Origin of the sequence: Nonomuraea montanisoli, assembly GCF_013363975.1 — a bacterium.
In the GTDB taxonomy this organism is placed as follows: Bacteria; Actinomycetota; Actinomycetes; order Streptosporangiales; family Streptosporangiaceae; genus Nonomuraea; species Nonomuraea montanisoli.
The window spans coordinates 222,988-245,371 of sequence record NZ_JABWGN010000016.1 but is presented as its reverse complement, the minus strand read 5'-3'; the positions used below and the strand labels follow the sequence as shown (position 1 = coordinate 245,371).

The 22,384-nt window shown below is 74.4% G+C and carries 13 protein-coding genes; 2 read left to right on the top strand and 11 right to left on the bottom strand.

Features of this window, described 5'->3' with window-relative positions; all coding sequences use genetic code 11:
• Positions 1-379: 379 nt before the first annotated feature.
• The 7 genes from HTZ77_RS45565 to HTZ77_RS35795 form a co-directional block, all read right to left on the bottom strand.
• Entirely contained in the window at positions 380-544 is a 165-nt protein-coding gene (locus tag HTZ77_RS45565; RefSeq protein WP_205304370.1) for a helix-turn-helix domain-containing protein, read from the bottom strand.
• 4 nt (positions 545-548) lie between these two features.
• Positions 549-716, bottom strand: a complete 168-nt coding sequence (locus HTZ77_RS45560; protein ID WP_205304369.1) for a hypothetical protein — start codon at positions 714-716, stop codon at positions 549-551.
• 23 nt (positions 717-739) lie between these two features.
• A complete protein-coding gene (locus HTZ77_RS35815) occupies positions 740-1,195 on the bottom strand; it encodes a type II toxin-antitoxin system RelE/ParE family toxin (protein WP_205304368.1) in 456 nt (151 codons plus the stop codon).
• 271 nt (positions 1,196-1,466) lie between these two features.
• Positions 1,467-6,854 (bottom strand): non-ribosomal peptide synthetase/MFS transporter, encoded by a 5,388-nt coding sequence (locus HTZ77_RS35810; protein WP_175594177.1) that lies wholly within the window; start codon positions 6,852-6,854, stop codon positions 1,467-1,469.
• Positions 6,851-13,078, bottom strand: coding sequence for a non-ribosomal peptide synthetase (locus tag HTZ77_RS35805; RefSeq protein WP_175594176.1), 6,228 nt, complete (start codon positions 13,076-13,078; stop codon positions 6,851-6,853). Before HTZ77_RS35805 ends, HTZ77_RS35810 begins: the two co-directional genes overlap by 4 nt.
• The gene (locus HTZ77_RS35800; RefSeq protein ID WP_175594175.1) at positions 13,075-14,622 is read right to left on the bottom strand and encodes a condensation domain-containing protein; all 1,548 of its coding nucleotides are present in this window, start codon (positions 14,620-14,622) and stop codon (positions 13,075-13,077) included. The genes HTZ77_RS35805 and HTZ77_RS35800 overlap by 4 nt, the downstream gene beginning before the upstream one ends.
• 62 nt (positions 14,623-14,684) lie before the next feature.
• Entirely contained in the window at positions 14,685-16,154 is a 1,470-nt protein-coding gene (locus HTZ77_RS35795) for a class I adenylate-forming enzyme family protein (RefSeq protein WP_175594174.1), read from the bottom strand.
• A 142-nt stretch (positions 16,155-16,296) separates the two neighbouring features.
• Here HTZ77_RS35795 and HTZ77_RS35790 point away from each other — a divergent pair, with 142 nt between their 5' ends.
• The gene (locus HTZ77_RS35790) at positions 16,297-16,542 is read left to right on the top strand and encodes an acyl carrier protein (protein ID WP_328808960.1); all 246 of its coding nucleotides are present in this window, start codon (positions 16,297-16,299) and stop codon (positions 16,540-16,542) included.
• Between the two features lie 14 nt (positions 16,543-16,556).
• Positions 16,557-17,813 (top strand): condensation domain-containing protein, encoded by a 1,257-nt coding sequence (locus tag HTZ77_RS35785; protein ID WP_175594173.1) that lies wholly within the window; start codon positions 16,557-16,559, stop codon positions 17,811-17,813.
• Here the strand turns inward: HTZ77_RS35785 and HTZ77_RS35780 are convergent.
• Genes HTZ77_RS35780 through HTZ77_RS35765 form a run of 4 tightly spaced genes read right to left on the bottom strand, consistent with a single transcriptional unit; the run spans position 17,810 to position 22,288 of the window.
• Positions 17,810-19,594, bottom strand: a complete 1,785-nt coding sequence (locus HTZ77_RS35780) for an NAD-dependent epimerase/dehydratase family protein (RefSeq protein ID WP_175594172.1) — start codon at positions 19,592-19,594, stop codon at positions 17,810-17,812. The two genes, HTZ77_RS35785 and HTZ77_RS35780, sit on opposite strands and share 4 nt — an antisense overlap.
• Positions 19,591-20,532 carry a methionyl-tRNA formyltransferase gene (locus HTZ77_RS35775; RefSeq protein WP_175594171.1) on the bottom strand — a complete coding sequence of 314 codons (942 nt, stop codon included), beginning with the start codon at positions 20,530-20,532 and terminating at the stop codon, positions 19,591-19,593. The genes HTZ77_RS35780 and HTZ77_RS35775 overlap by 4 nt, the downstream gene beginning before the upstream one ends.
• A gap of 32 nt (positions 20,533-20,564) precedes the next feature.
• Entirely contained in the window at positions 20,565-21,254 is a 690-nt protein-coding gene (locus tag HTZ77_RS35770; RefSeq protein WP_175594170.1) for a PIG-L deacetylase family protein, read from the bottom strand.
• Between the two features lie 29 nt (positions 21,255-21,283).
• Complete coding sequence (locus HTZ77_RS35765) at positions 21,284-22,288, bottom strand: NAD-dependent epimerase/dehydratase family protein (protein ID WP_175594169.1); 1,005 nt, start codon at positions 22,286-22,288, stop codon at positions 21,284-21,286.
• Positions 22,289-22,384 lie beyond the last annotated feature (96 nt).

Here is a 22,384-nt window from a genome sequence, read left to right as displayed (position 1 = left end):
CGTGGGCTAGCCTTCCGGTTCGACAAGACGCCCGACAGCTATCTGGCCGGCCTGCACCTACGCGGAGCCGTCTTATGGATCCGAAGCCTCCGACCAGCCTAAGATCCGAACTCCGCACAGGCGCTAGCAGCGTCGAGGAAGGCGCGGGCTTCGGCTGGGCTGAGCGGTTCGATGCGTTTCCGACGTCCTACTGGGACTTCGACGTTGTGGGCGACGTTGCGCGGGAGGTCGTCTTCCCGTACCCCCGGGCGTCCGGCCCGGCATGGCGGAGCTGCCCGGTGAGGAGATGATCACCCAGGCCGAGGACTGCGGATGGAATCCGAAAACCCGGCGCTTCGAGAGCGGTCGTCAGGTCGGAGACCGCATATAGCAGCGCCAGTTATGCGGCGTGGGTGTCGGTGCCGCGCAGGATGTACAGGTCATCGCCGAACACGGCCGAGATCTGGAGTTGCCCGCCGAGGGCCTGTACGTAGCGGGCGATGGCCTCCACGGTGGACACCTCGCCGCGTTCGATCTGGGAGACCCGGCTCTTGGTCACTCCCATCAGGTCAGCGACCTCGGTTTGTGAAAGGCCCAGGGCTCTTGCGCCGTTCGGCCAGCCGGTAGCCATCGATGTAGGCCTGATTACGCCGCCGGGCCTCAGCCACGGCCTCCTCGCCGCCGGAGGTGGCCACGATGTTGGCGTGGACCTCGCTCCACTTGGGAAGATTCGTCATCGGTCCTTCTCCTCCGCCTCGCGTTAGGTCAGGTACTTCGCGCATAGCCCTTCGGCGTGGGGGATGGCCCATCGATACCAGCCCGACCAGTCACCAGACTTATCCCCGCCGATCAGCAAGATGGCCGAGCGCCACGGATCGAAGGCGAACAAGATCCGGACCTCGGAGCGGCCCGCTGAGCCGGGACGCAGTTCCTTCAAGTTGTGGGCCTGGGAACCTTCCAACTTGTCGACCAGCGGGCGGCCCAGGCTCGGACCGGCTTCGGCCAGTCGGTCGATGCATCGACAACCTGCACCCGGGATCGCTCGTCTAGGGCGTTGATCCAGGCCAGGATCTCGTTGGTGACGCGGATCCCCCACTCCTCCACGCCCAGAAGTGTAGTAATGCTTTGCTTGGAGGAGGAGCGTCGCGACGCCGAATCGCTGACGACCACATGCGTCCTGACGGCTACGTTGACGGCAACAGCCTTGGACGACCATGGATGTCGGTGCACAGATTCAGAGGCGAACACCCCCCCGCTGCGGTCGACGCGCCCGACCCCCGCTGACCCGCGTTTCCACTGGTGCGAAAAGCGGATCTGCACACCTACCACGTCCTCGCAGGCGACCAGGCTATTCTCGTTTACGACGCGGAGCCACGCGATGCTGCTGATGGCATGAGGTAACTGGTCAGCGGGGTCGATGACTATGTTTGTGATCGCCCGTCCTGGCGTCCTACCTCCTGAAAGACACGGGCAGCATAAGTATGGACTCAACGGCGGCCAAGAGCCTCCAGGCCGATCAGGTCGTCCGGCAGGGCGTCCGGCGTCTCGTCCACCAGCCTCGGCAACCGCGACCGCAGCGTCACCACCGCCAGCACCCCCATCGCCACCGCAAACAACAGGTACATCAACCCCACCCCCCGACCGGCCCCCGTTCCGATCACCGCACCGAGAGTCCCCGCCAACACCCCGTCCGGGGCCATCAGCGGGTCGACGACCGCCGCGCCGTACGGCGCCACCAGGCCGAAGCCCAGCGGCAAGGTGCTCCACGCGATCAGCGTGTTCAGCGCGAACACCCGCCCGTGAAAACGCTGCGGCACCTTCACCTGCACGATCGTCGCGTACACCCCGTTCAGCAGCGTCAGCCACAGCGACATCCCGAACGCCCCCACCCCGATCGTCACCAGGTCCGCCCGCAGCCCCGTCACCAGGCAGAACGCCGCCAGCGCCAGCGTGAACCACAGGACCGTCCGCATGCGTCCCCGTCGCGGTCCGCCCCACGCCGTCATCGTCAGGCCGCCGAGGAAGACCCCCAGGCCCGACACGAACGAGATCCGGCCCACGTCCGCGAGCGTTCCGAACGACAGCACCAGCGGCGAGACGAGCAGGAACAGCGGCGACAGGAAGACGTTCAGCACGGCGAAGAACAGCAGCATGCGCCGGAACCCCGGGTCGCCCCACGAGTACCGGAACCCGGCGACCATCTCCGTCAGCACCGGTTCCTTGCGCCGCCACGCCATCGCCGCCGGGAACCGCACCAGCAGCGTCACCCCGATCGCGAACGCATAGCTGGCCACGTCCAGCACCAGGATGCCCTCCAGCCCGATCACCGCCATCAGGCCCGTGGCCGCGAGCGGCACCAGGAGCTGCGTCATGCCGCCGGCCATCTGCACCATGCCGTTGGCGTGGCCTAGGTAGCGCTTGGGGACGAGTTGCGGCACCGCCGAGCCGTACGCCAGCCGCTGGAAGGTGAGGGCCAAGGAGAGGATGCCCAGGAGTGGGTAGATGTGCCAGGTCTGCAGGTTGCCCGTCCACAGGAGCAGGCCCAACCCCAGCTGCGTGGTCAGGGCCGCCGCGTCGCCGCACAGCATGACGGTGCGGCGGTTCCCCCGGTCCACGACGGCGCCGGCGAGCGGGGCCACCAGCATCCCGGGCACCAGGCCGACGACCGCCAGCAGCGCGAACTGGGCGAGGGAGCCGGTCGTGAGGTAGATCCAGATGGGGATGGCGAACTCGGTCAGGGCGGCGCCGAGCATGGAGACGAGCTGGCCGCAAGCGACGGTGGCAAACCTCCCCATGCTGGGAGCGGGGGTCGGGGGTTTGCGGCGTGGTGCGCTCGTCTCTGACGAATCATCCGTCGAGGTGCCGGCCAGGCGCCACGTCTCGCCGCCCGCCTCCCCGCCCTCCGCCAGCGCCCGGTGTGTACGGGTCACGATCGCGGCCAGTTCCCCGGCCCGGTACTTCAGGAAGAAGTGGCCCGCCTCGTCCAGCTCCACCACCCCGGTCACCGGGCTGAGGAAGTGCCACTCCCGGAAGCGCTCCTCATGGAACTCCGTCGCCGGGTCGTGCTCCCCGGCCACGCTGATCACCGGCGCCCGCAGCCGCGTCACCGCGCCCTCGAACAGCCCCGTGAAGTACTCCTCGGCCGCCTCGCTGTCGTGGCGCATGTTGCGGACGATGTGCCGCGCCTGGGCCGGGTCGAGGTCGCTCATGTCGAGGCCCATGGAGGTCAGCCAGTTGACGTAGCCGCGGTCGCCGCGCAGGAACTCGCGCCGGGCCAGCTTCACCAGCAGCGCCGCCGGTCCCTTCGACGGCCGGGCGAACGGGAAGATCGCCCCGATGTAGACGGCTTCGAGCGGGCGTCCCCCGGCCTCCAGCCGCCGGGCGATCTCCACGGTCAGCGCCGAGCCCACCCCGCAGTGGCCGTACAGCGCGACCGGGCCGCGCACCTTCTCCATGATCTCCGCGACGCACCGGGCGGCCACCTCCTCCAGCGGCAGCCGTTCCTCGTCCAGGCCGACGTCGTGGCCGGGGATGGCCACCGACCACAGCGCGTGGTCCTCGGGCAGCGCGTCCGCCAGCGGCTGGTACACGACCGCCGCGCCCCCGCCGTACGGCACGCACACGTACGTGAGGACCGGGGGAGACGGGCGGCGGGGCGTCAGCTCGTGCAGCAGCCCGCGCGAGGCGGTGGCGGTGCCCTCCACGAGGGCGGCCAGCCCGCGAACCGTCGGGTTCTTGAACAGGTCCACCACCGCGACGGGCGTCGCCTCCGGCGGCAGCTCCCTGCGCAGCCTGGCGACCACCTTGATGGCCAGCAGCGAGTGGCCGCCCACGTCGAAGAAGTCCTCGTCCACGCCGAAGTCGTCGCGTTCCAGCACGTCGGCCCAGACGGCGGCGACCAGGCGCTCGGCATCGGTGGAGGGAGCGACGGTCCGAGTTTGGGCCGAAGAGGCGGACGGGGCGGGGAGGCGGGCGCGGTCCACCTTGCCGTTCGCGGTCAGGGGGAGCGAGGGGAGGGGGACGAAACGGGCGGGGATCATGTACGCGGGCAGCGTTTCGGCGAGGTGGGCACGGAGAGCCGCCGCGTCCACGTCCGAGGCTCGCGGCACCACGTACGCGACGAGCTGCGTCCCCGTCCCCGTTCCGTGCGTGCCCACCACGCATTCCGCCACCGCCGGGTGGCGCGACAGGTGGGCCTCGATCTCGCCCAGCTCGATCCGGTACCCGCGGATCTTCACCTGCGCGTCCGCTCGCCCCAGGAACTCGATCGTCCCGTCCGGGCCGTAGCGGCCGAGGTCGCCGGTCCGGTAGAGGCGCTCGCCGGTGCGCGGGTGGGTGACGAAGGAGGCGGCCGTCCGCTCGGGGTCGCGCCAGTAGCCCGCCGCCACGCCCACGCCGCCGATGTGCAGCTCGCCGGGCACCCCCACCGGCACGTCGCACCGGCCGCGGTCGAGGATGTGGAAGCTCTGGTTGGCCAGCGGCGTGCCGTACGGGATGGACGTCCACGACGGGTCCACCTCGCCGATGGGGTACGCGATCGACCAGATGGAGCCCTCGGTGGCGCCGCCCAGGCTGATGATCTCCGCGTCGGGGGCCAGGGCGCGGATGCGGCCGGGGAGGGTGGTGGGGATCCAGTCGCCCGACATCATGACCAGCCGCAGCGAGGACAGGTCCGAGCCCTCGTGCTCGGCGTGGTCCACGAGCAGCTCCATGAGGGCGGGCACCGAGTTCCAGACGGTGACGCGGTGCTCCTCGACGAGGCGGGCCAAGGCGGCCGGGTCCTTGTCGCCGGCGGGCTCGCCCATGACGAGCGTGGCCCCGGCGGCGAGCGCGCCGTACACGTCGTACACCGACAGGTCGAAGCTGAGCGCCGACAGGGCGATGATCCGGTCGGACGGGCCGACGCGGAAGCGGTGGTTGATGTCGCGGACGGTGTTGAGCGCGGCGCGGTGCTCGATCGTCACGCCCTTGGGCGCGCCGGTGGAGCCGGAGGTGAAGATGACGTACGCGAGGTCGTCCGGCGATGCCGGACACGTCAAGGAAGCGGCATGCGCAAGATCCGGGTGGACGACCAACGGGGTCACACCCGGCGGCCACTCCAGCGCCGACTCCAGCCGCGGCTGCGTGAGCGCCACCGCGCACTCCCCGCGTTCCAGCAGCTCGAAGCGGCGCCGGTCCGGCAGGTCGGCGTCCACCGGCAGGTACGCCGCCCCGGCCTTGCCGATGGCCAGCACCGCGACCACCTGCTCCCACCCGCGTTCCATGACCACCGCGACCAGCTCGCCGCGCCGCACCCCGGCCGCGACCAGCTCTCCCGCCAGCGCCGAGGCGCGCCGGTCCAGCTCCTCGTACGTGATGTCGCCGCCCGGGTGGACCAGCGCGACATCGGAGGACGAGGCCCGCTCCTCGAACGGCCGGTGCAGCAGGTCAGGCTCGCCCAGCGGCGTGAGCGTGTCGTTCCACCGCTCGCGCTCGGCCCGTTCGGCGGCGGTCAGCAGCTCCACCCGATGCACGGGCGCCGCCGGGTCGGCCGCCACGCCCTCCAGCAGCGTGGTCAGGTGCCCGGCCATCCGCTCGATCCGCTCGGGCGCGAACAGCGCGGTGTTGTAGACGAACAGGAACGACCCCTCGCCCCACGTGTACAGCTCCAGGTCGAACCGGGTCGCCCACACCCCCAGGTCGAACCCCTCCACCACCAGGCCGTCCGCGGGCGCGGCCCGCGGGTCCGCGTAGTTCTGCATCGCGAACAGCACCTGGAACACCGGCGACCGCGACACCTCGCGCGGCACGTTCAGCTCCGCCACCAGCCGCTCGAACGGCAGCTCCTGGTGCGCGTACGCGCCGGTCGCGCTCTCGCGCACCCGGGCGAGCAGGTCCGTGAACGACGGCCCGCCGGACAGGTCCACCCGCATGGGCAGCATGTTGACGAAGCAGCCGACCAGGTTCTCCAGCTCGGGCAGCGACCGGCCCGCCACCGGCGAGCCCAGCACGACGTCCTCCTGACCGGCGTACCGGCCGAGCAGCGCGGCGAACGCCGCCAGCAGCACCATGTACGGCGTGCACCCGTGGTCGCGGCCGATCCCGGCGAGCCGGGCCGCCAGTTCCCGGTCCACGGTGAAGGAGTGGGCGGCGCCCCGGTAGGTCAGCTCGGGCGGGCGCGGCAGGTCGGCGGGCAGGTCGAGGGGGTGCAGCCCGGCCAGCCGCTCCCGCCAGTACGCCACGTCGGCCTCGGCGTCCGGGCGGCCGCGCTGCCAGGCGGCGAAGTCGCCGTAGGTGACCGGGAGCTCCGGCGCCGGCCGGCCCGCGCAGCGGCCCAGCACCTCGCGCAGCAGCACGTCGGCGGACCAGCCGTCGGCCGCGATGTGGTGGACGGCGACGGCCAGCACGTGGTCGCCGTCGGCCAGCCGTACGAGCAGGGCGCGGATCAGCGGGCCCGCCGCCAGGTCGAACGGCTCCGCCAGGAACGCGTCCACCCGCTCCCGCGCCTCCTCGACCGAGGCCGCCGCGGCGGTCGTGAACGGCACGGACGCCTCCGGCGCGATCACGACGAGCGGGCGGCCGTCGTCGCTCGCGGGGAAGCGGGCGCGCAGCGGCTGGTGCCGGGCCGCGGCCTCGTCGAAGGCCCCGGACAGCGCCTCGGCGTCCAGCGGGCCGCGCAGCCGCCGCACGAACGGGATCGTGTAGGCCACGTTGCCGGGCGCGTACTGCTCCATGAACCACAGCCGCTCCTGGGCGTACGAGAGCGGCGGCTCCTGGCCCTCGGGCAGCGGCGGGACGGCGGGCGCGGCCGGGGCGCGGCGACGGCGCAGCCGCCGCGCGAGCAGCTCCCGCTGCGCCTCGCTCAGCCCAGCCGATGGTGAGGTCAGGTCGGTCACGACAGGTCCTCCGCGTCCAGCAGGGCGCGCGCCTGCTCGTCGGACAGCCCGGCCACCTCCGCGACCAGCGCCTCCTCGACGGCGAGCGCCAGTTCGGCGACGGTACGGCGGGCGAACAGCGTGCGGATCGGCAGGTCGATCCCCGCGAGGGCGCGCAGCCGGGCCGCCACCTTGACGGCCAGCAGCGAGTGCCCGCCCAGCGCGAAGAAGTCGTCGAACGCCCCCACCTTGTCCGCGTCCAGCACCTCGGCCCAGACGTCGGCCACCAGCTCCTCGGCGTCGGAGCGCGGCGGCGTCCGGTCCGTGCCCTCGGGACGGCCCGGGGCCGGCAGCGCGGCCCGGTCGAGCTTGCCGTTGGGGGTGAGCGGCAGCGCGTCGAGCATCACCCAGTGGGCGGGCACCATGTACGGCGGCAGCGTCCGCGCGGCGTGCTCGGCCAGCCGGGCCGCCTCTCCGACGGCCGCCGCCTTCCCGACGCCGGCCGTCTCTCCGACGCCTGCCGCCTTCCTGGCACCGGCTGTCTCCCCGGCGGCCGCCGCCTTCCCGGCATCGGCCGTCTCACCGACGACGTACGCGACCAGCTCGCCGTCCCGGGCGACCACGGCGGCGCGGCGCACGCCGGGGCAGCCGAGCAGGCAGTGCTCGACCTCGCCCGGCTCGACCCGGAACCCCCTGATCTTCACCTGCTCGTCCAGCCGCCCCAGGAACTCCAGCGCGCCGTCGGGCCGCAGCCGCACCGCATCCCCGGTGCGGAACCACCGCGTGCCGGCGACGTCCGCGAACCGCTCGGCGGTCAGGTCGGGACGGCCCAGGTAGCCGCGCGCCACTCCGGCGCCGCCGATGTGCAGCTCGCCGGGAGCCCCCGGCGGCACCGCCTGGCCGTGCCGGTCCAGAACCCGGACCGCGATGCCCGCGACGGGCCGCCCGATCGGCGGCCGCGGACCGCCATCCGCCAGGTCGGCGGCGCCGGTCAGCTCGGCGGCCGTGGCGATGATCGTCGTCTCGGTCGGCCCGTACGTGTTGACCAGCCGCACCCGGCCGCCGAACCGCTCCCGCCACCGGGCGACCGCCCACCCCTCGACCTGCTCGCCGCCGAGGATCACCAGCCGCAGCGCCGCGGGCCAGGCCACGTCGTCGATCACGTCCACGAGCTGGTGGAAGTACGCGGTGGGCAGGTCGAGGACGGTGACGCCGGGCCGTTCGGCGAGCAGGTCGGGCAGCGTCCCGCCGTCGCCGGGCACCACCACGACCGTCGCCCCGGCCGCCAGCGCCGGGTACAGCTCCTCGGCGTGCGTGTCGGACCCGAGCGGGGCGAGCTGCACCACCTGGTCGCCGGGCCGCAGCTCGTACGCCTCCCGCATCCACCGCACCCGCGCGGCCAGCCCGGCGTGCTCGACGGCCACGCCCTTAGGGGCGCCGGTGGAGCCGGAGGTGTGCAGCACGTACGCCAGCCCGGGCTCCTCGCGCGGCGCGGGGACACCGGGCAGCACGGCGAGAGTCCCCGTGACCGTGGCCCGGACGCCGGCCTCGGCGGCGAGGCGGTCGAGCCGGGCGGGCGGATGCGCCGGATCCAGCGGCAGGTAGGCGGCCCCGGCGCGCCAGGCGGCCAGCATCGCCACCACGGCCTCGACGGACCGCCCGAGCCGCAGCCCCACGATCCCGTCCCGCACACCGTGCCGGGCGAGCTCGGTCGCGAGGGCCGTCACCCGCCGCTCCAGCTCGCCGTAGGTGACGCTCTGCTCGCCGCACACCACGGCCACCCGGTCCGGGTACGCGGACACGGCCCGCGCCACCATCTCCGGCACGCTCTCCTCGCCTGAACCGACGAGGCCGGGCTGCTCGCCTGAACCGACGAGGCCGGGCTGCTCGCCGGAACCGACGGGGCCGGGCTGCTCGCCGGAACCGACGGGGCCGGGGCCGTGGCCGGCGGCCAGCAGCTCCTCGTCCTCTCCCGTCAGCACCGGCAGCCGCGACACCGGAACGCCGAGCCGCGCCGGATCCGCCACCGCCTCCAGCAGCACCGCGAACCGCTCCGCCAGCCGCCGCACCGTCTCCGCGTCGAACAGCCCGGCGTCGTACCCGAACGCCACCCGCAGCAGCCCCGGCGACCGCCACGCCTCCACCGTCAGGTCGAACTTGGCCTGCCGGTAGCCGTCGTCGAAGTACGTCATCTCCAGATCGCCGATCCGGTCCCGCTCGTCCCGGCCGCCCTGGTTCAGCGCCAGCATCGTCTGGAAGACCGGCTTGCGCGTCAGGTCCCGCTCGACGTCCAGCTCGGCCAGCAGCCGCTCGAACGGCACGTCCTGGTGGGCCATCGCCTCCAGCACGACACCCCGGGTCCGGTCCAGCAGCTCGGCGAGCGTCGGGTCGCCGGACAGGTCGCCGCGCAGCACCAGCGTGTTGCTGAGATAGCCGACGACCCGCTCCAGCTCCACCCGGTCGCGTCCGGCCGTGGGCGTGCCGACGAGCACGTCGTCCTGCCCGGTGTGCCGGGACAGCAGGAGCTGGTAGGCGGCCAGCAGCACCATGAACAGCGTCGCCCGTTCCCGCCGGGCCACCGCCTCCAGCGCCCCGGCCAGCTCTTCGGGCAGCTCCAGCACGTGGTGACCGCCCCGGGCGGGGCTCTCCACGTGGGGGCGGTCGGTGCGCAGCTCCAGCACCGGGGGCGCGGCCAGCCGCTCGCGCCAGTACTCCAGTGCGGCGGCGCCGTCCCGGTCGCGCTGCCACCGGGCGACGTCGCCCTGTTGCACGGCCGGCGGCTCCGGCCGCGTCCCGGCGTAGAGGGCGGCCAGGTCGTCGAGGAACACGCCGATCGACCAGCCGTCGGCGACGATGTGGTGCATCACCGCGCACAGCACGTGGTCGCCGTCCGCCAGGCGGATGAGCGTGACCCGCAGCGGCGGGGCAGCGCCCAGGTCGAACGGGGCGTTGGTGCGGGCGGCGACCAGCGCGCGGGCCTCGGCCTCGTCGCGGGCGTCCAGCTCCTCGACGGCGACGGGGGCGGGCCGCTCGACCACGGCCACGGGCCGCCCGTCCACCTCGGGGAAACGGGTGCGCAGCGCCTCGTGCCGGGCGACGACCCCGCTCAGCGCCGCGCGCAGCCGCGCCCGGTCCAACGGTCCGCGCAGCCTTCGGACGACGAACATGGTGTACGAGGCGTCGGCGGGATCGAGCCGGTGCAGGAACCACAGGCGCTCCTGCGCGGGGGAGAGCGGCGGCAGCGTCCCGGCCGGGCGGGGGCGCAGCGGGCGGGCGCGCTCCTCCGGCACGTGCTCGAGCAGCGCGGCCAGCGCGGCCACGGTCGGGTGCGCGAACAGCTCGCGCAGCGGCACGGGCGTCCCGGCCGCCTCCAGCCGGGCGACGACCTGGGTGGCGAGCAGCGAGTGGCCGCCGAGGGCGAAGAAGTCGTCGTCCACGCCCACCTCCGGCAGCCCGAGCACGGCGCCGAAGATCCTCGCCACCTGCCGCTCGCGGTCGGTGCGCGGCGCCCCGCCCCGGCCCGCCTCGGGGGCGGCGGGCTCGGGCAGGGCGAGCCGGTCCACCTTGCCGTTCGGGGTGAGGGGCAGCGCGGGGAGGGGGACGACGACGTTCGGCACCATGTACGCGGGCAGCCACGCGGCCAGATGCCTGGCCAGCCCCTCGGGAACCGCGACCCCACCGGTTCCCACCGCGACGTACGCGACGAGGTCCTCGCCCCGCACGACCACCGCCGCCCGCTCGACCGCCGGATGCGACTCCAGCGCCGCCTCGACCTCGCCGGTCTCGATCCGGTGCCCGCGCAGCTTGACCTGGCCGTCGGCGCGCCCGAGGAACTCCAGCGTGCCGTCGCCCAGCCATCGGGCCCGGTCGCCGGTCAGGTAACGCCCGTCCGCGAACCGCTCGGCGGTCAGCTCCGGCCGCCCCAGGTAGCCGAGCGCGACCCCGGCGCCGCCGATGACCAGCTCGCCCGGCACGCCGACGGGCGCGGGCCCGCCGGAGGCGTCCAGGACGTGGACCGTGGTGTTGGCGATCGGCCGCCCGATGCTCACCCGCTCCGGCGCGGGCGGCACCTCCCAGGCCGTGGACCAGATCGTCGTCTCCGTCGGCCCGTACATGTTGAGCAGCCGCGCGACCCGCCCGCGCAGCCGCCGCGCCAGGGAGAGGGGCAGCGCCTCGCCGCCGGCCAGCGCCACCAGACCCGCCGGGTCCAGGCCGGCCGACAGCAGCATGCTCCAGCCGGACGGCGTGGCCTGCACGTGGGTGACGCCCGACGAGGTGATCAGCCGGGCCAGCGCCGCGCCGTCGCGCGCCTCCTCGTCCCCGGCCGCCACCAGCCGCCCGCCGGTGACCAGCGGCAGGTACAGCTCCAGCCCCGCGATGTCGAACGACAGCGAGGTGCTGCCCAGCCACGTGTCCGAGGGGGAGGAGCCGAGCAGGGCCGCCATCCCGGCGAGCAGGTTGACCAGCGCGGTGTGCGGCACCACCACGCCCTTGGGGCGGCCCGTCGAGCCGGAGGTGTAGAGCACGTACGCGGCCTCGCGGCCCGGCGTGACGGGGAGCGTCGCGGGCCGCGGGGCGGGCGGCAGGTCGCCGAGCGTCAGCCGCGCGCCCGAGTCCTCCAGCATGTACGCGACCCGCTCGTCCGGCAGCCCCCGGTCGATGGGCAGGTAGGCGGCGCCCGACAGCATCACGCCGAGCAGCGCGCCCGGCAGGTCGGCGGAGCGCGGCAGCCGGAGCGCGACCACCGAGCCGGGCCCCGCGCCCCGCGCCCGCAGGTCCGCGGCGACCCGCCGGGCCCGCTCGGCGAGGTCCCGGTAGGTGACGCGCTCGCCCGCGCACTCGACGGCGACGGCGTCCGGCCGCCGCTCCGCCTGGCGCAGCACCAGGTCGGCGACGGTGCCCTCGGGCACGTCGAGGGCGGTGCGGTTCCAGGCCGCGGTGACCAGCTCGCGCTCGGCGGGCGGCAGCAGGTCCAGCTCGCCGATCCGCGCGTCCGGCCGGGCCGCGATCGACGTCAGCAGCGTGACGAACCGGGCCGCCATCCGCTCCATGGTGTCCGGCTCGAACAGCTCGGCGCTGTAGTGGAGGGCGCCGCGCAGACCGGCGCCGTCGGGCCACAGCTCCATCCGCACGTCCACCATGGCCGACGGGTCGCCGTGGGGGAACGGCGTGCTCTCCAGCCCGGCGAACGCGGCGGCCTCGCCGTACCCGGTGGCGGCGTTGTGCAGCGCCAGCATCGCCTGGAACAGCGGCGTGCGCGACAGGTCGCGCTCGATGTCGAGCGCTGACAGCACTCGCTCGATCGGCACGTCGCGGTGCGCCATCGCCTCCAGCACGACCTTGCGCGTCCGGCGCAGCAGCTCGACGAACGAGGGATCGCCCGACAGGTCGCCCCGCAGCACCATCGTCGAGGCGAACAGCCCGACCATGGGCTCCAGCTCGGGGCGGTCGCGCCCGGCCGTGGGTGTCCCGACCACCACGTCGTCCTGCCCGGAGTGCCGGGACAGCAGGAGCTGGTAGGCGGCCAGCAGCACCATGAACAGCGTGCAGCGCTCGGCCCGCGCCAGCCGTGACAGCGCGCCGGTCAGCCCGGGCGGCAGCTCGAACGGGGTCTCACGTCCCCTGCTGCTCCGCCGGGCCGGGCGTGGCCGGTCCGCGGGCAGCTCCAGCACGGGCGCGCCGGCCAGCCGGTCGGTCCAGTGCTCCAGGTCGGCCGAGGCGTCGGCGGCGCGCTGGGCGGCGGCGTGGTCGGCGTACCGCACGGGCAGCGGGGGCAGTGCGGCCGGTACGCCGTCGCGGCGGGCCAGGTAGCAGGCGGCCAGGTCGTCCATCAGCACGTTCAGGGACCAGCCGTCGGCGATCACGTGGTGCAGCACCACGCCGAGGACGTGGTCGCCGGCATCCAGGCGCGCCAGCGTCACGCGCAGCGGCGGGGCGGCGGCCAGGTCGAACGGCGCGGCGGCGCGCGCGGCGAACAGCCGCTCGGCCTCCTCGGGCCCGGACACCTCCGCCCGCTCGACCGGCACCGGCCGCGGCGGGTCCACCACCGCGACGGGCAGCCCGTCCTGGTCGGGGAAGCGCGTGCGCAGCGACTCGTGCCGCGCCACCACGTCCGCGAACGCCGCCTCCAGCGCGTCCGCGTCGAGCGGCCCGCGCAGCCGCCGCACCACCGCCACCCGGTACGCGGGGTCGGCGGGGTCGAGCCGGTGCAGGAACCACAGTCGCTCCTGGCCCAGGGAGATCATGCGCGCAGCTCGCCGACCGCCGCCGCGACCCCGGCGATGGTGGGGTCGTCGAGGAACACGTCGAAGGGCACGTCCACGCCGAGCCGCTTGCGGATCCTGGCGCAGATCTGGGTGATGGTCAGCGAGTGGCCGCCCAGGTCGTACAGGTCCTCGTCGGGCGCGATGTCGTCCAGCCGGAGCACCTCCATCCAGATCGCCCGCACCTGGCCGACCAGCTCGTCGTCCGCTGCGGCTCCCAAACGGGGCGACTCCTTTGGGGAGTCGGCAGGTGACGCGGTGACGACGGCGGCATCAGGCAGGGGGAGGGCCGCGAGCCGGACGCCGGGGTCGGCGGCGACCGCCTCCAGCACCGCGCGCAGGTGCCCGGCCACCCGCTCCGCCTCCTCCCGCGACACGATCTCGGGGCTGTGGTGCAGCGTCACCCGGAGCCCGTCGTCGCCGTCCACGGCCTGGAAGTGCAGGGCGTTGCGCACCACGTGGTTGGACATCTTCCACTCCGCCGACACGCGCAGCCCGGGGAAGTCCTGGTCGGCCGCGCGCCGCCGGAAGCTGATCGAGGCCGGGGCCAGCGCCGGCCGCGGCCGGATGCCGCCCACGGCCCGCGCCACCGGCACCTCCCGGAAGGCGTTCAGCAGCCGCATCTCGGCCCGCAGCCGCAGCGCGAGGTCCCGGAACGCCAGGTCCGGCTCCGGCGAGGAGAACACGGGCAGCTCGGTGGCGAACAGCCCGATGTGGTCGCGGGTCTCGGGCGTCCGCGTCGACAGGGCGACGGCCACGGACACCTCGGCGTTGCCGTACCGGAAGAGCACGGCGTGGACGGCGGCCAGGAACAGCTCGAAGCGCGAGACCCCGTCGAACGCGGCGGCGGCCATCTCGCGCGTCAGGTCGAACAGCACCGTCTCGCCGTGCCCGGCCACGCGCGGCGTGCGCGGCACGCCCCCGACGACCACGGACGGCACCTCGCGCCAGCGCTCCCGCCAGTACGCCGCGGCCTCGGCCGGCACCTCCCCGGTCCCGCCGTACGGCAGGGGCAGGGGCGGCAGCGGCCCGCCCGTGTACGCCGCGGCCAGATCCCGCACCAGGACGTCCTTGGACATGCCATCGAAGACCAGGTGATGCCCGACGAACAACAGCACGTGCCGCTCCGGCGGCACCTGCTCCACGTGCCGTTCCGGTGGCACCTGCTCCACGTGCCGCTCCGGCGACACCCCGGTTAGCGTGAAACGGGCCAGCGGCCCCCGCTCCAGGTCGAACGGCCGCGCGATCTCCCGCTCGACGAACCCCTCCGGATCGGGCACGGACGGCAGGAACTCGACCGGCGGCTTGGCCGCCGCGGGCACCAGGTGCAGCTCGCCGTCACGCTCCTCGAACACGCACGACAGCACCGGGTGCCGCGCGACGACGGACGCGCACGCGGCCAGCATGGCCTCGCGGTCCAGCGGGCCGTCGAACCACAGGGCGAACGGCATGTGGTACGCCGTGCCCGTGCCGTGCACCCTCTCGGTGATCCACATTCCGTGCTGCGCCTGCGACGCCAGGACCATGCCGTCTCTCCGTGTTCCGCCCGATGTGTTCAGGTGCTGATGCGTTCAGGGGACCGATAGATTCACGTGCCGATGTGCTCCTCGGCCAGGCGGCGCAGCTCGCGCTTGACGACCTTGCCCGCGGCGTTCCTCGGCAGCGTGTCGAGGCAGAGCAGCCGGGTCGGCAGTTCGTGCGCGGCGAGCCGCTCGCCGAGGAAGGCCCGCACCTGCGGCAGCGTCACCGGCTGGGTCACCGGCTCGCGCGGCACGACCGCCGCCGCCACCGCCATGCCCATGACCGGGTGCGGCACCCCGAACACCGACGCCTCCGCCACCGACGGGTGCTCGTGCAGCGCCGCCTCCACCTGGAGCGTGGAGACCTTGAACGCGCCCGACTTGATGACGTCGCTCTCCCGGTCCACCAGGTACAGGTAGCCGTCGGCGTCGAGGCGGCCGAGGTCGCCCATGCGCACCCAGCCGTCGCGGAAGGTGTCGCTGCGCTCGCCGTAGTAGGCGCGGGGGTGGGCCGCGGCCCGCATCCACACCTCGCCGGTCTCGCCCGGCGGCACCGGCTCGCCGTCCGCGGTCGCGATCTTCAGGGCGCTGCCCCCGGCGGCCCGGCCGAGCGCGCCCGGCCGGTCGGGGTCGAAGACCATGATGGTCTGGGCGGGCGCCGCCTCGGTCGAGGTGTAGTAGTTGACGACCGTGGCCGACGGGAACGCCCCGGCCAGCCGGGCGGCCACCGGCGGCGGCAGCGCGGCGGCGGCCGAGCCCAGCAGCAGCACGCTCGACAGGTCGTGGCGCTCGTGCACGCGGGCGTTCAGCAGCTCGATGGCCATGGCCGGCACCACGAACACCGTCCCGGCGGCGCGCTCCTCGACCAGCGCGGCGAAACGGGCCGGGGTGAACAGGGGGAGCGTGACCACGGTGGGGGCGGCGGTCAGCGCGTGGAGCAGCATGACCTGGCCGGCGTTCGTGCCGATGGGGAAGGCGTGGACGAGGTGCCGCGAGTGGGCGAACGGGCGGCGCCTGGGGTGGACGGGCGGCGAGGTGAGGTTCGCGTGGGTGGCGGCGACGCCCTTGGGGGCGCCGGTGGTGCCGGAGGTGTAGAGGATCTGGGCCAGGTCGAGGGGGTCGAGCTCGACCGGCGGCGGCTCGGGGCGCCCTCGCAGCTCGCCGGCGGGTAACGCGCCCGGCACGGGCGGCGGGCCGGCCCCGTGGACGGTCAGCGTGGCGCCGCAGTGCTCGATCATGGACGTCAGCTCGGGCCTCGCCTGCCGGTCCGACAACGGCACCGCCACGGCCCCCGCCTTGAGCACCGCCATCCAGCAGACCGCGTACGCGATCCAGTCGCGGGCGCCGAAGACCAGCGCCACCCGGTCACCCCGCCGCACCCCGCGCTCCATCAGGCCGTGGGCGGCGGCGTCCGAGTGCTCGTCCCAGTCCCGGAGCGTCAACCGGCCGGACCCGGCGACGGCCAGGGCCTCGTGGCCGGGATCGGCGGCGGCTCTCGCGCCGAGCAGTGAGGGGACCGGAACAGCCGACGGGACCACCCCCAGAAATATTTTCGGGCTGCCGCCAGACGGTAGAAAAAATGCACACAACCGTCAACCCCTCGCCTGTCGGTGGTTGCCCGGACGATCTACGCCGTGGCACACTCGCCCCGAATCCGGGGAAACGGAGGTCCGAGCCGACGTGCTGACCGACGGCGAACTACGTGAACGGCTGGCCGGCCTGGTCGCCGAGGCGACGGACGGCGAGGTCGAGGCGGCCGACGTGCTGGCCGGTCCGGCCCGGCTGACCGACCTGGGCGTGACCTCGCTCGGCCTCCTGCGGCTGATCGACGCCGTGGAGACCGAATTCGGGGTCGAGGTCGATCCGGGCGAGTTCGAAACCCTCGACGACCTGGTCCGGAACCTGCGCGTCCGGGAGCCCGGCTGAGCGGCCCGCCGCCGGTGGAGGCGCCGCTGACCTGGGGGCAGCAGGACATCTGGCGGGCCGTCGTCGCCGCCGAGCCGCAGGAGCACTACCTCAACATCGCCCGCGTGTTCCCCGGTCCCCGGCGGCCCGTCACCGTGGAGCGGGCCAGGCGGGCGCTCGACGCGCTGGTGGCGCGGCACGAGTCGCTCCGCACCCGGCTCACCGGCCCGCGCGACGCGCCCCGCCAGCTCCTCTGGCCCGCCGCCCGGCCGTACGTGGAGGTCACCTCCGAGCCGGCCGAGCCGGTGCGCGACCGGCTGGCCGCCGAGCCGTTCCGCTACGCGGACGAGTGGCCGCTGCGGGTCGCGTTCGTGGTGGACGGGGAGCACGTCAGGGACGTCGTGCTCGTGCTGTGCCACCTGGCCGCCGACGGGCACGCCGCCGACCTCGTCGTACGGGACTTCCGGCTGCTGCTGATCCGCGACGCCCTGCCGTCCGTCACCACGGCCACGCCCCGGGAGCTGGCCGGGTGGCAGCGGTCGGAGGAGGGGGCGCGCGTCTCGGAACGGGCCGTCGCCTTCTGGCTGGAGGAGCACGCCCGGATGGACCCGGTGCCGGACGCCGCGCTCGTCCCGGGGGAGCCGCGGTTCCTGGAGGCGACGATGTCGTCCACCGCGCTCGCCGCCGCGTCCCAGGCCGTGGCCGCGCGCCACCGGGCCAGTTCCTCGACCGTGCTGCTGGCCGCCGCCATGCGGCTCGCGGGCGGGCTGACCGGGCAGCGGCACTGCGGCATGCGGGTCATCGTCAACAACCGCTTCGCCGCCGACCGGCGCGACGTGGTGTCCACGATCTCCCAGGAGGGCCTCGTGGTGCTCGACCTCGACGCGCCCTCGTTCGGCGACCTGGTGCGCCAGGGCTGGAGCGCCGCAATGCGGGCCTACCGGCAGGCGTGGTTCGACCCGTACGCCATGGAGGAGGCCGTCTCGGCCGCCGGGCCGGGGATCCGGTCGTTCGGCTGCTTCAACGACCAGCGGCTCGTCCAGCGCGACGAGCCCGGGGCGGCGCCGCCGGACGAGCGGACCCTGCGGGCGGCGGCGGAGCGGACCGAGGTCGCCTGGACCGACGCCATGGACCGCAACATCTGCGACTTCCGCCTGCACCTCGGCGGCGAGCCGGGACGCATGGAGGTGTCGCTGTACGCCGACACGGCCCTGCTCGGCCCGGCCGGCATCGAGCGGTACCTGCGCGAGCTGGAGACGCTCGTGGTGGACGCCGCCTGCGGCGAGGCCTAGCGCTCGCTCTCGTACGCCATCCACTGGGCGAGGTTGTGCAGCCCGTAGTCCAGCTCGACCGCCGGCCGCCAGCCGAGCTCCCGCCCGGCGCGCCCGGCGTCGATCACCGGCGCCTCCTCGCCGCCGGGCACCTCCTCGACCGGGACCGGCCGCACCGCGCCCGTCACCGCCTCGGCCAGCTCCCGCAGCCGCAGTCTCCGGGGATCGGCGACGTTGAACACCCCCGCGCCCGGCCGCCGCGCCAGCACCGCCTCCACGGCCGCGACGACGTCGCGCACGTGCACGAGCTGCGCGGTGCCGCCGTCCACGCGCAGCGCCCGGCTCAGCGACGAGCGCAGCACCAGCTCGGGCAGCGTGCCCCGCTGCGGCATCCCCGGCCCGTACGGCTCCGCGAGGCGCAGCACGGTCGCCCCGGGCACGGTGGCCTCCACCGCGAGGACCGCCGACCCCGGCTCGACGGGCGCCTCCTCGTCCACGGGCGTCTCCTCGTCCATGGAGGCCCCCTCGTCCACGGGCGCCCCCTCGTCCACGGGCGCCGCGCGTCCTCCGTAGACCGCGCACGAGCTGAGCAGCACCCCGTGCCGAGCGCCCGCCAGGGCCTCGCGCGCGAGCCGCAGCTCCTCGTCCGGGTCGGCGTCCGGGTCCCAGCCGAGCGCGCACACGTGCACCACCGCGTCCGCCGAGGCGGAGCCGGTCACCCGGAACCCCCGGTCGGCGAGCAGCAGCGCCACCTGGTCGCGCACGAACGTGGCCGAGCCCGTCACCGCCACCGCCGGCCGCCCGCCGCGCCTCGGCCGCGCCGCCAGCCCCGCCTCCAGGCCGTCCCGCGCCACCTCGCGCAGCCCGTCCGACAGGCGGCCCAGCTCGCGCGAGCCGAGCGCGTGGCAGAGCCCGCCGGGCCCCATCGTGGCCAGCGCCCGGTCCAGCACCTCGAGGTCGCCGCGCGGCCCGTGGTGGACGACGCCCATCGTGTACGCGGCCAGCCAGAGCTGCCCGTGCTCGTCCGGCACGCGCAGCGCGTCCACGTCGACGCCCCGGCCGCGCAGGTAGTCCGCGCACAGGATGTCGCGCCGGCGGGTGGTGCCCGGCACCCGTACCGCGCACTGCGCCACGCCGCGCTTGAAGAACGGGATCACCGGCAGCGCCGGCACCGGCCCGCCCTCGCCCCGCCCGGCCCCCGGGTCGTCGGCGAAGAAGCACGGCGAGCGGCGCAGCCCCTGGAAGTCGTTGTCGACCAGGCTCGCCAGGTCCTCGTGCTCGGCCAGGCTCGGCACCGCGACGAACACCGGCACCCCGGCCTGCCGCAGGTAGCGGCCCATGAGCACGTCGTCCGGCCAGGTGTCGCCCCGGCCGCGGGCCCACTCCACGTACCCGGCGGCCACGTCGCGGGGCAGCAGCAGCGCCGCCACCGGCGTGTACTCGCCCGCACCAGGAACCCAGCGCGCGCCGGCCAGCGCGCCGAGCCGCACCGCCGCGCCGTTGCGCGAGTTCCAGAACGCGAACAGCGCGAGCGCGGCGCGCGGCATGGCGCGGGCGGCGCGCCCGGCCCGCTCGAAGAACGTGCCCGACAGGACCATGTCGTCGTGCAGCACCACGTGATGGGTCGAGTCGCGCGGGACGCTCGACCAGGCGAGCAGCGACGTGCGGAACGCCGACGGCCGCCCGCCCGGATCCGGGTCGGTGACCACGTCCAGCCGGTCGCCGGCCAGCTTCTCGGCGGCCTCCCGGCGGCGCGGGTGCGCCATCACCGCCCCGCTCAGCCGCACGCCGGGGGAGGTCACGTGCCCAGGCGGGTGCCGACCGGCAGCTCGCCCGCCTCCAGCAGCGCCAGCGCGTCCCGCCGCTCGCCTCCCTCCCACTGCGCCTCGCGCACCACGAGCAGCCGCGACCCGCAGGCCACGAGCACGCCCGCCGTCCCGGTGGACCAGACCGGCGCGAGCACCGTGCCCGGCGGCTCGTCCGCCCCGCCCCACTCGACCAGGTCGGCGCTGTGCACGTACAGCCTGCGCCCGTCCACGGACGTGAACGCGCCCGGGTACGGCGCGGCCAGGGCCCGCACGAAGTCGTAGACGTCACCGGCGGGCCTCGCCCAGTCGATCACCCCGTCCTCGGGCCGCCGCCGCTCCCACCAGGACCCGCCGGGCGGCTGCGGCCTGGCCACGACCTGCCCCGCCAGCAGCAGCGGCACGTACGTGGCGAGCAGCTCGATGTTGATCTCGGTGACCTTGCGGTAGACCTCGGTGACGTCGTCGCGGCGGCTCACCTCGAAGTCGCGCTGGGCGATCAGCTCGCCCTCGTCGGCGCCCTCGTTCAGGAAGAACAGGCTGACCGCGCTCGACGTCAGGCCCTTGATGATCGTCCACGGCAGCGGCGCCCGCCCCCGGCCCTCCGGCAGCCGCGTCGGGTGCAGCCCGATCGCGCCCAGCGGGCAGGCCGACAGCAGCGGGTCGCGGACGAGCTGCGACCACCCGGCCACCACGAGCAGGTCGATGCCCTTGCCCGTGACCAGCTCGTGGGCCCGGCCGTCGTTGATGTCGTCGGTCTCGAGCAGCGGGATGCCGTACTTCTCCGCCGCCTCCTGGAGCGGCGCGTACCCGGACCGGTGGCTCAGCTTCGGCGGGTAGCCGATGAGCAGCGACGGGGCCGTGCCCTGCGCCGCCAGCACGTCCACGGCCGGAGCGGCGAACTCCATCCCCGTACAGAACGCGAACGTCTTCACAGGACCTCCCTCACCCGCCTGCGCGTTCATGGTCACAGGACCGTCCTCAGCACGCCGAACGCCTCCGCGCGCTCCACGCCGATCTCCGCGCCGCGCAGCGTGGCCAGCGCCGTCACCGACTCCTCGCTCCTGATGTGCGGGGCGGGCCGGTGCTGGCTCCTGTAGCCGCGCAACGCCTCCAGCTTGCGCTCCATGACCGCGCCGATGTCGCAGTACGCGGTGGACCGGGGCATCGGCTCCGACGCCCACTGGATCTTCGACATCTCGTACAGGAAGACGTGGGGCACCAGCCACTTGCCGAACTGCTGCGCGATGGGCCGCGCCGCGGCGAACCCGGCGGCGAACACCGCGAGGTGGTCCTGGTCGTAGTCGGCGAAGCTGGGCAGGAGCAGCAGGTCCGGCCGCCGCTCGTTCAGCGTCCGCTCGAACAGGTCGACCAGCTCCCTGCGGGGCAGCGTGTCGAGCCGTTCGGTCAGGTCGCGGTCGCCGTAGGCGATCTCGTAGCTGAAGCCGAGCGTGGCCCGCACGTCCTCGATCTCGTCCAGGCGCTGCCGGTACGTGGTGGCCCCGTCGAGGCCGTAGTGCCGCATCCCGTCCACCGCGAGGAACAGGACGTGCACCTCGGCCCCGGCGTCGGCCTGGGCGGCCATCAGCCCGCCGCACCCGAGCACCTCGTCGTCGGCGTGCGGCGAGATCACCAGCACGCGCTCGAAGCGTCGCACGCCGCGGTCACCGCCGTCCGAACAGATGGCTAGAGCGGTGCATTCACTGCCCTTCGGTCCTCTCGTGCGCGGTAATAGTCGGCCGTGCTCAGGATCAGCTCGTCGAGCGGCACCCGCGGCCGCCAGCCGAGGCCGGTGGCCGCCCGCAGCGCCGGGATCTTGTGGAACGACTCCGCCTCCGCGTAGTGCGGGCCGTGCACGCTCCTCCCGTCCACCCGGACGATCGGCGACGGGCTGTCCAGCAGCGCCTTGACGCGTTCGGCCAGCTCCATGATGGTGACGGCGTTGGCCGGGTTGCCGACGTTGATGACGACGTCGTCCCCCTCCAGCGCCGCGTCCATGTAGCCGAGCAGGAAGCCGGTCAGGTCGCCGGCCGCGATGAACGCGCGCACCTGGTCGCCGCCCGCGAAGACGGTGATCGGCCGCCCGGCCAGCGCCTGCTGCACGAACGTCGGCATGACGAACCCGCCGGCCCGCGACTGGCGCGCCCCGGCGACGTTGAACGGCCTGATGACGATGCCGCGCAGCCCGTGCCGCCGGCTGTTGGCCACCATCGCCTCGGCCAGGGTCTTGGCGATGGCGTACTCGATGCGGGTGTTGTAGTGGGTCGGGACGACGATGTCGTCCTTCTCGTCGAGCACGCCGCTGCGGCCGTACACCTCGGCCGAGCTGAACACGCACAGCGGCACGCCCGCACTCGCGCACGCCTCGATGACCGGGGCCGTGCTGCCGATGATGTCGTGGCCGAGCCGGCCCGACCTGGACAGGATGCTGGCGGGGCCGACGTAGGAGGCGGCGTGGATGACGCGGTCCACGCCCCGGAAATCGCCGCCGCCGGCCAGGTAGTCCTCCACGCGCCGCCGGACGACCGTGCAGCGGGGGTTCGCGTCGTAGTCCTCGCCGTCGATGACCGCGCCGGCGTCGGAGTCGATGATCCGTACGGGGTGGCCCGCCTCCAGGTAGGCGTCCACCAGATGTGAGCCGATGAAACCGAGACCGCCCGTGACGACTACTTCGCCACTTGGAGCTCCCACGGGCCTGCCTTTCCCACGAAGCCGTGACTCGAGGAAACGGTCACTCCGGGTCATGGCGCCCCGGGGCCACCTAGCGTCGGATTAAAACAGTTTTCG